This window comes from Sphingomonas sp. Root241 (assembly GCF_001428865.1).
Taxonomy (GTDB): domain Bacteria; phylum Pseudomonadota; class Alphaproteobacteria; order Sphingomonadales; family Sphingomonadaceae; genus Sphingomonas.
This window is the reverse complement of sequence record NZ_LMIV01000001.1, coordinates 2,296,438-2,305,401: the sequence shown is the minus strand read 5'-3', so window position 1 is coordinate 2,305,401 and position 8,964 is coordinate 2,296,438. Positions and strand designations below refer to the sequence as shown.

The 8,964-nt window shown below is 65.1% G+C and carries 2 protein-coding genes; one reads left to right on the top strand and one right to left on the bottom strand.

What is annotated here, in order from left to right; translation table 11 throughout:
* The first annotated feature begins 5,015 nt into the window (after positions 1–5,015).
* Positions 5,016–5,978 carry a hypothetical protein gene (locus ASE13_RS10515; protein WP_056614364.1) on the top strand — a complete coding sequence of 321 codons (963 nt, stop codon included), beginning with the start codon at positions 5,016–5,018 and terminating at the stop codon, positions 5,976–5,978.
* Positions 5,979–6,664: 686 nt separating this feature from the next.
* On the opposite strand, the gene ASE13_RS10510 is transcribed toward ASE13_RS10515, so the two are convergent.
* A complete protein-coding gene (locus ASE13_RS10510; RefSeq protein ID WP_200955629.1) occupies positions 6,665–8,881 on the bottom strand; it encodes a glycoside hydrolase 43 family protein in 2,217 nt (738 codons plus the stop codon).
* Positions 8,882–8,964 lie beyond the last annotated feature (83 nt).

Genomic DNA, 8,964 nt, shown 5'->3' with positions numbered 1-8,964 from the left:
GGCGGGGCGGGCAATATCGATGTCAGCGCGGGTGGTGTCGCGGGCGGCACCGGCAATGCCGTGACGATCCAGAACAACGGCGCGGGCAGCGTCTCGGTCAACATCACGGGAGCGACGAGCTCGACSGGTGGCGARGGYATCGTCGTGCGCGACAAGAGCGTGGGCGGCAGCATCAGCGTCACCRCCGGCRCGGTGACGGCGGCAACGGCGAGCAAGGACGGCATCGACGTCCAGACGCAGACGCTGACCGGCGACGTCACGATCGTCGCCAATGGTGACATCAAGGCAGGCAATGCCGGCATCGTCGCGGCGCTGATCCCGGGCGCTGCGACCGGCAATGTAGACGTCACGGCCAACGGCGCGATCGACGCGCGCTTCGGGGTCGACGCCGAGAACTTCGGCTCGGGCTATACCAGCGTGGTGACGCTGGGGCCGGTGACGGCGACGACGGGCAACGGCATCTTCGCCAAGGCGGCCGGCGGCAATGTGCTCGTAATCGCGGGTGACGTGAGCTCGGTCAGCAACACGGGTATCATCGCGCGTCAGACCAATGCCGCAGGATCCGGCTCGATCCTGGTGATTGCCGGCAACGTCTCGGGCTCGGTGGGGATCGAGGCGACCAACAGCGGCACCGGGGCAATGAGCATCTCCGCGAGCGGGACGGTCACGGGTACTGGCGCCGAGGGCATCCTCGCGACGGGCAACGACGCGATCACCGTCGCAGTGGACAATATCGTGACCGGCGCGACGCGCGGCCTGACTNTCACGGGTACTGGCGCCGAGGGCATCCTCGCGACGGGCAACGACGCGATCACCGTCGCAGTGGACAATATCGTGACCGGCGCGACGCGCGGCCTGACTYTGGTCGGCGGTACCGGCGGCGCTGGCGATATCAACGTCTTCGGCACGGGCGGGTTCGTCGGCGGGACCGGTGATGCGGCGAACATCAAGAACAACGGCGCGGGCAGCATCACGGTCGACGTCTCGGGTGCGAGCAGCTCGGCCGGCGGCAACGGCTTCTTTGTTCGCGATACCGCGGCCGGCGGCGACATCAGCATCACGACGGGCGCGGTGACCGCGCTGGCGGCGTTTAGGAACGGGATCGATGCCCAGACCCAGACACCGACCGGCGACCTGACCCTCGTGGCCAACGGCGACATCAAGGCCGGCAACGCGGGCATCGTCGCTGCGCTGATCTCGGCCGGCGCGACGGGTAACGTGGATGTCACCGCCAATGGCGCTATCGATGCGCTGTTCGGGATCGATGCGGAGAACCTCGGCTCGGGCTCGACGAGCGTGACCACGGTGGGTCCGGTTACGGCGACCATCGGCAACGGGATTTTCGCGCGGTCGACCGGCGGCGATGTATCCGTGTTCGCGGGCGACGTCAGCTCGGACTCGCATGTTGCGGTGATCGCGCAGCAAGTCAGCGCGGCGGGGGCCGGCAACGTCACCGTGGAGACAAGCACGGTTTCGGGGACAACCGGCATCCAGGCGGGTAGTTCCGGCACCGGCTCAGTGAGCGTGCTGACGACCGGTCCGGTGACGGGCACTCTGGCAGAGGGCATCACCGCGACCGGCAACGGCGCCGTGAGCGTCGACGCCGCGGGCACCGTGACGGGCGCGACCCAGGGCCTCAGGCTGATCGGCGGCACCGGCGGCTCGGGGGATATCTCGGTCACCGGCACAGGCGGCTTCGTCGGCCAGAACGGCGACGGCGCGAACATCCTCAACAAGGGATCGGGCACTGTCACCGTCGCCTTGTCCGGTGCGAGCACCGCGACCGGCGGATCGGGCATCGTCGTGCGCGACACGGCGGCCGGCGGCGCAGTCAGCGTCACCACCGGTGCGGTGACCGCGCTCAACGCCGGCAAGAACGGCATCGACGTCGGTTCGCTGTCGCAGGCCGGAAGCGTCACCGTGGTGACCAACGGCGCCGTCAAGGCGGGCAATGTCGGCGTGCTCGCCGCACTGACATCGCCGACGGCGACCGGCGGCGTAAGCGTCACCACCAACGACACCGTCGCCGGGGTCACCGGCATCTCAGCCGCCAACAGCGGCTCGGGCTCGACGAAGGTGACCACGATCGGCGCGGTGAGCGCGACCACCGGCAACGGCATCTCCGCACTGGCAGCCCGCGGCGACGTGGCGGTCACGGCGGGCGACGTCACCTCGACCGGCAGCACGGCGATCGTCGCGCGCAATACGCTCGCGGCGGCGAATACCGGAAAGATCGACGTCGTCCTGACCGCGGGCAAGACCGTTACCGCCACTTCGGCGAGCGCGTTCGGCATCCAGACCGACAGCGGCCAATCGTCCGGCACCACGACGGTCACGGTCAACGGCAAGATCAAGGCGGGCGCGGCTGGCATCAAGAGCGCCTCGACTGCGGGCAACATCGTCACCAACATCGCCGCGAGCGGATCGATCGATCCGTTGGTCGGAATCGACCAGTCCACCGTATCCGGCGCGATCACGGTCAACAACGCCGGCACGGTGATGGGCGACAATGTCGGCGTGCAGCTGGCCTCGACCGGAGCCGGCGCGGTCGGCGCGCTGACCCTCAACCAGACCGGAACCGGCACGATCACCGGCACGGCCCAGCAGGGCGTGCAGATGACCGGCGCGGATGCGGCGATCGTAATCACCGGCAATGCGAACACTGCGATCAGCGGCGGCACGATCGGTGTGGACGTGTTCAACACCGGCACCGGCAGCATCGCCATTTCAGACAACCGCATCGCTGGCGGGACCGGTGGCGGCGTGCGGGCGCTGACCACGGGCGTCAATACCGGTATCTCGGTGACCGGCGCGGGCGCGATCACGGCTACCGCGGGCATCGCCGTCCTCGCCCAAGTTTCGAACGCCGCGAGCGGCGGCGGCGTGATCGTCAACCGCAGCGGCGCCATCAGCGGCGAGTTTGGTATTTTGGCGAGCACCACTGGTACCGGCAACGTCGCGGTCACCACCGGCGGTGCCGTCACCGCTACCGCCGGCACAGGTATCATCGCGATCAATGCGAATGCCGCGGTCAACGCCGGCACGCTCGCCGTGACGATAGGAGCCGGCAGCGTCGTCACTGCCGCGGGTATCACCGCCACTACCGGCAACGGCATCGTTACCAACAGCGGCAATTCCACGGGGCTGACGACGATCTCGGTGGCTGGAAAGGTGAACGTCTTCGCGAACGGTATACTCGCCACTTCCAAGGCGGGAGGCATCGCAGTTCAGCTGGCAACGACCGGCGCCGTCAGCGGCAATGAGGGCGTCAACCTTACCACCGACAGTGGCACGCTGTCGGTCAACAATGCCGGCCAGATCATCTCCCGCACCACCGGCATCCGGACCACCGCAACCGGAACCGGTTCCGTGACGATTACCAACTCGGGGACTCTAGTTGGCGGGCACACCGAAGCCGTGGTCGCCACCTTGGCGAACGGAAGCTTTACGCTGAACAATACGGGGACATTGGACGGCGGGATCTATGTCGCCGGTTCGAACGTCGCAACGACGACGGTGAACAACGCGGCCGGTGCCACTGCCAATCTCCGGTCGGTTTCCACGGTCTCGGGCAATTTCGTCAACGCTGGCGCCACAGTGATAGGCGTAGGCGGCAATGTCACCTTCCTCGGCAACACCAACAACTCGAACCTGATCCAGTTTGCCGGTCAAGGCAGGTTCACTACCGGTACGATGGCCAATACGGGCATCATCAACGCCCAGAACGGCGCGACCGGCGATCTGGTGCGGGTATTGGGCAATTACAGCGGGGGTGGCCAGTTCTTCGCCGACTATAATACGGTTACCGCGACTGCCGACCAGCTCAACATCGGCGGCACGGCGACCGGCAACACGAATGTCCGACTCGCTCGCGTCGGGGCGCAGAGCTACGTCGCGGGCGGCTTCTTGCCCGTGGTGACGGTCACGCCGGGGGCCGCGATCGGCACCTTCACCTCCGATACGCCGTTCGCGACATCAGGCTTCATCCTCGAAAGCTTCGGGCGTAATCCCGCCAACACCAGCCAGTTCGGCGTGCTGCAGCAAGTCAACCCGCAGGCGACCGCGGTAGGCGGGCTCAGCTACCTCGCGGAATCCGCGTCGGCGCTGCTCGACGAGCCGATCAGCCCCTATTTGAGCGCGCGGACCGATTCCGCTGCGGGAGGCAAGAAGTTCGGCCTATGGATGCGTGCCGCCAGCGGCCATACGCGGCAGACCGTTGCATCGACTCTTTCGGGCAGCGGCGTTGCAATTTCCGCGGCACCTGAAATGCGGGTCGAGCATCAGGCGGTGACGATCGGTGCCGATCTCGGCTTCGATGTCGGAAGCGGATGGATCCTGCATCTCGGCATTCTCGGCGGATGGTACGACGGTGACGCAATGGTCCCGGGCTCCGGCCGCCTCGGAGTCGAGGCGCCCTTCGCCGGCGGCTATGTCGCTGTGGGTAATGGGGCCTTCATGCTCGATGGCACGGTCCGCAAGGAGTGGCGCCACTACGACCTCAACCTGCCATCGCTGTTCGGCGCTGCCGGGCCGCAGAAGCTCGACGGCGGCGCCACGGCGGCGTCGGTCCGGGGTTCGTATCGTATCGGCGGTACCGCCGGGCTCGCGGCGATGCCGTTCGTCGGCTTCAGCTATGCGGATACCGACATCGACGACCTGCGGATCGATTCGATCAATGCCTATTCGCCAGGACGCGACAAGACAAAGATCGGCGAGGCCGGCCTGCGACTATCCTATCGCACGGCAAGTGAGGCGAGCGTGACGTTCGAACCGTTCGCCAGTGCCTCGGCGCTGCGCAACTGGTCACGCGGTGACGATGCCGTGTTCGGTTTCGGCGCGCCTGCCTCGAATTTCACACTCGATACGGCAACATGGAAGGACGCGATGCGCTATTCGGTCGGGCTGATCGGCAGCGCTGCGAACGGACGCGTCTCCACCTTCGTCATTGCCAACTGGAAGGATGGATCAGACATTCACGGCTTCGCAGTGAATGGCGGTATTCGCTTCAACTTCTGATGAGCCTCAGCCGCAGTCTGCGCCTGCGTCAGATCGGCACCACGCCCGATGGGCGGCCGCGTTATGCGTCGCTGACCAGCGGCGGCAACACCGATCTGTACCTGACCAACACCGATCGCGGCCATTCGCTGGTTGCGGTCGCACGCGTCGACAAGAGCTTCGACTGGGGCCTCAATCTCGGCGCCAGCTACACCTTCCAGGACGTGACCGACGTCAGCTCGATGAACGGCACCACCGCGTCGGGCACCTATGGCCAGAATGCGATGGTCGATCCCAACGTGGCCGCCTATGGCACCTCGATCTACCAGATCCGCAACAGCTGGAAGTTCAACGTCGACTTCGACCATGCGTTTGTCGGTGACTACAAGACGCGGATCAGCCTGTTCGGCGAGCTCCGCTCGGGCATCCCGTACAGCCTGACGATGAACGACCCCAATCTGCCGAACAGCCACTCGTCGGTGTTCGGTACCGCGGGTTCGTCGAACCGCTACCTGCTCTACGTGCCGGCCGCGGGCACCGATCCGATCGTGACCTATGACAGCGCAGCGACACAGGCCGCGCTCGACAAGTTCATCGCTGCCAATGGCCTGGAGGGTTATCGCGGGCAGATTCTTCCCAAGAACAGCCAGCGCGGCAAGAACTGGTTCAAGGTCGACCTGCACGCCGAACAGGAGCTTCCGTTGCCCGGCATCGACAGCATCGCCAAGGGCGCGCGCATCAAGCTGTTCGGCGACATCGAGAACGTGCTCAACATGATCAACAAGGACTGGGGCTCGCTGCGCCAGGTCGCGTTCCCGTATCTCACTTCGGTAGTGAACGTCGCCTGCGTCGCCGGCACCACCAACGGCGTCGCCAACCCCTGTGCGCAATACCGTTATTCGAGCTTCTCGAACCCGGCGGAAGACGTACAGGGCCGTCCGTCGCTCTGGGCGGCGCGCGTGGGCGTGAAGGTCCAGTTCTGACGGATCGGGGCCTCCGCCGGCCACTCCGGCGGAGGCCCAGCTCACGATCCCGGCATTGTTGATCCCGAGCAACGGCGGGCGGATCATAGGGCTGGAGGTCGGGATTGCCAATCTCGACCGAGGCGTTGAGGTTCACGACATCGTTGGCCGCATCGTAGGATTCGCTGACAACGACCGTCGAGATCAGTGCGATGTCGGTATAGTCGGGCCAGCCGATATTGGTCGTCACCGAGCCGCGCAGCAACCAGTTCCTGGCAATCTCCCACCGCGCCACCAGCGCCGGCAGCACGTTGGCGTAGCTGTGCCGGCGCGAGATATCGATGATGTCGCTGGTCTTGAACGGCGTCCAGGTTGCCGGTCCAGGTCTCCTCGATCACCGTCGCTGGACGCAGTCACTACCTACTGCCTGGTCGGAAAGGGCAGGAACTGACCTGTCAGGGGGGTGTGCGGAGTGGTGCCGCTTCTGGCGCTCTTATCGTCTGACCGGAACTTCCATGTCCGGGGGCTAATGCGGGTCGGGCGTGCCGTGGCTGCTTTGATCCCCTCGATGCGGCCGGCACTTCTAGACAGCCACCGGGCTTGTGATCTTTTCGCGCCCCATTCGTGTTGAGTTCGAATTCGAGTTCGCTGAGCGCGCGGTGATGCATTGCGCCGGTGAATCTCTGGATTCACCGGCGCCGCCCGTTCTATTCCGACCAGATAAAGCGCGCGCCGTCGCTGTCGTCCGGCATGGGGCCGGGGCTGTCGGCCCGGATGTCCCTCGTCTTCGGATCGATGCGCAGGAAGCGGTCGGTGGCCAATGACATCAGCACCAGTTCGCCCGTCGGCGTTTCAATCCATTGGAAGGTTTGCGCCGTACCGGACTGGCCGGCCTCAAGCGTCACCGCTCCATCCGCAGCGACAGTGACGTAGCGTCGGCCCGATCGCAGAGCGACGCGCCCCAATCGGCGGTCGACGATCTCGAACCGCGTCGGGGCGCCTGAAGCCAGGCGCCCATGCCCGGCCGCCAGTCCGGTCGTCGCGCGAAACGAGGTCAGCCGGATCGATCGACCATAGGGAATGGGCTGCATCAGGCCGTGGGTATGCGGCTGATAGACCTGAATACTGTCGAAATCGGCGAAACCGCCCTCGGCGCCGGTCGCGTTGTAACTGAACAATCCATAGCGAACGCCCTGGAAAGTGAAGGTCTGATAGACCAGCACGACCTCGTTGCCGATAGGGGTAAAGGTGACGCCGTCGAACGAATAGCTGAAGCGCGCCCGTTCGGTGAGAAAATCGCAGTCGGCCCGAAGCCAGATGCGCGTCCCGGTCATCTTCACCCGCACCACATGGTCGCGGCGCTGGTCATAAAAGACGACGTCGAGACCGGCGGTGCGCTTTTCGACGCCCAGAGTCGCATAGGGGAGATTGAGTAGGCCCAGTCCCGCCGTGTCGCCCGGCTTCAGGCTAGACGCATCGAGCAGCACGGTCGGCGTCGACATCGGCCCGATCGCCCGTTGCGTTAGGGTATTGCGCGCATCGTAGAACGAGGTCGCGGGCAGGGCATGAAGCCGCAGGAAACCCGGTCGTTCCGACAAGGACCATTTGTCGTCCACCGGAACATGGTTCCACTGCCATAGGGGCTGGAGCCGCGGCGCCGAAAAATCGTCGCTACGCTGAAAGGGCACGCGCATCGGCTGCGGCGTGGCGGTCTTCGGCTTCACCCAGGTTCGCGGTGTGCGCGTCAGATTGCTCTGCAGACCAAAATAGGGCCAGCCGTCCTTCCATGTGATCGGAGACAGGCTGAGCAGGCGCCCGACGGAATTGAAATCCATCATTGAGAAGCCCCACCATTCGCCCTCGGGCGTCTGGACTATGCCTCCCTGGTGCATCGCCAGGCCGTGACTGGCGGCGGGGCCGGGCGTCCAAAAATCGAAAGGTGGCTTGGGCGTTTTCAGGCGCGGGCCTGGCGCCATGCCGAAGTCCTCGTGCAAGCTGATCGCTCGATTGACCTCGTAGGGGCCCAGCACATGATCGGCCCGCGCCGCCGGCATGCGAAAGCCGCCGGCATAATTGGCGCTGATGATGTAGTATTTGCCGTCGATCTTGTAGAAATGTGCACCTTCGCCCATCCCGGCGTCGGCAGCGAACAGGACGCGCTCGGTGCCCGGAACCACATCGGTCAAGTCGTCCGTAAGCTGGGCCAGGTGCATATCCTGGTGACCCCAAACGACATAGACCTTGCCGTCATCGTCGAACAGGACGGACAGGTCGTGAAAGCTCCGCTTCATCGGCGTGCGCGTCCACGGTCCCTTCGGATCGGTGGCCGTGAACATCTGGGTCGTCTGGTCGTTGACGTTCGAGAAGATGTAGAATTTGCCGTCATGGTAGCGGAAGGACGGCGCCCAGATACCCTGGCCGTAGATGTTGCGGCCGTCCTCCAGCCGATAGGCCGGGCCGAGGTCGAGCTTGTCCAGGGCGTAGGCGACGAATTCCCAGTTCACCAGGTCCTTCGAGCGCAGGATCGGCAGACCCGGCATGGCGTGCATAGTGGTGCCGGTCAGGTAGAACCACTCGCCGACGCGGATCAGGTCCGGATCTGAGAATTCGTCATAAAACAAAGGATTGGTGAACGTTCCGTCACCGTTATCCGGCGTCCAGGTGGCGGCCGACATGCCTTTGGACGCGCTCGCCGCGGGAGCGTCCCGATTCTGCGCAAATGCTGGCGCCGCGCAGGGAACCAGCGTCAACGCCGCGCATGACACCAGCCCGGATATGATAATTCCGGACGATTTCGACCCATGCCGCATGATGCTTTGCCTTTTTTTGTCTTGATGCCGCATCCGCGCTTGGGGAGCCGCGGCGAAGGTGATGATCGTGGCAAGCGCCAGCGTCGGCGCGATGCCCGCCTTCCGGGGCACCATGGTGCTTCATCAGTGAAATCCCGTCTGCGGATCTGATCTCGCTTCCCTCAACGCCCGACCCGCTACAGGAAAAAGGGGCCGGG

Coding starts and splice junctions, on each gene's coding strand:
- ASE13_RS10515 (WP_056614364.1), top strand. CDS start 5,016: ATGAGCCTCAGCCGCAGTCTGCGCCTGCGTCAGATCGGCACCACGCCC.
- ASE13_RS10510 (WP_200955629.1), bottom strand. CDS start 8,881: ATGGTGCCCCGGAAGGCGGGCATCGCGCCGACGCTGGCGCTTGCCACG.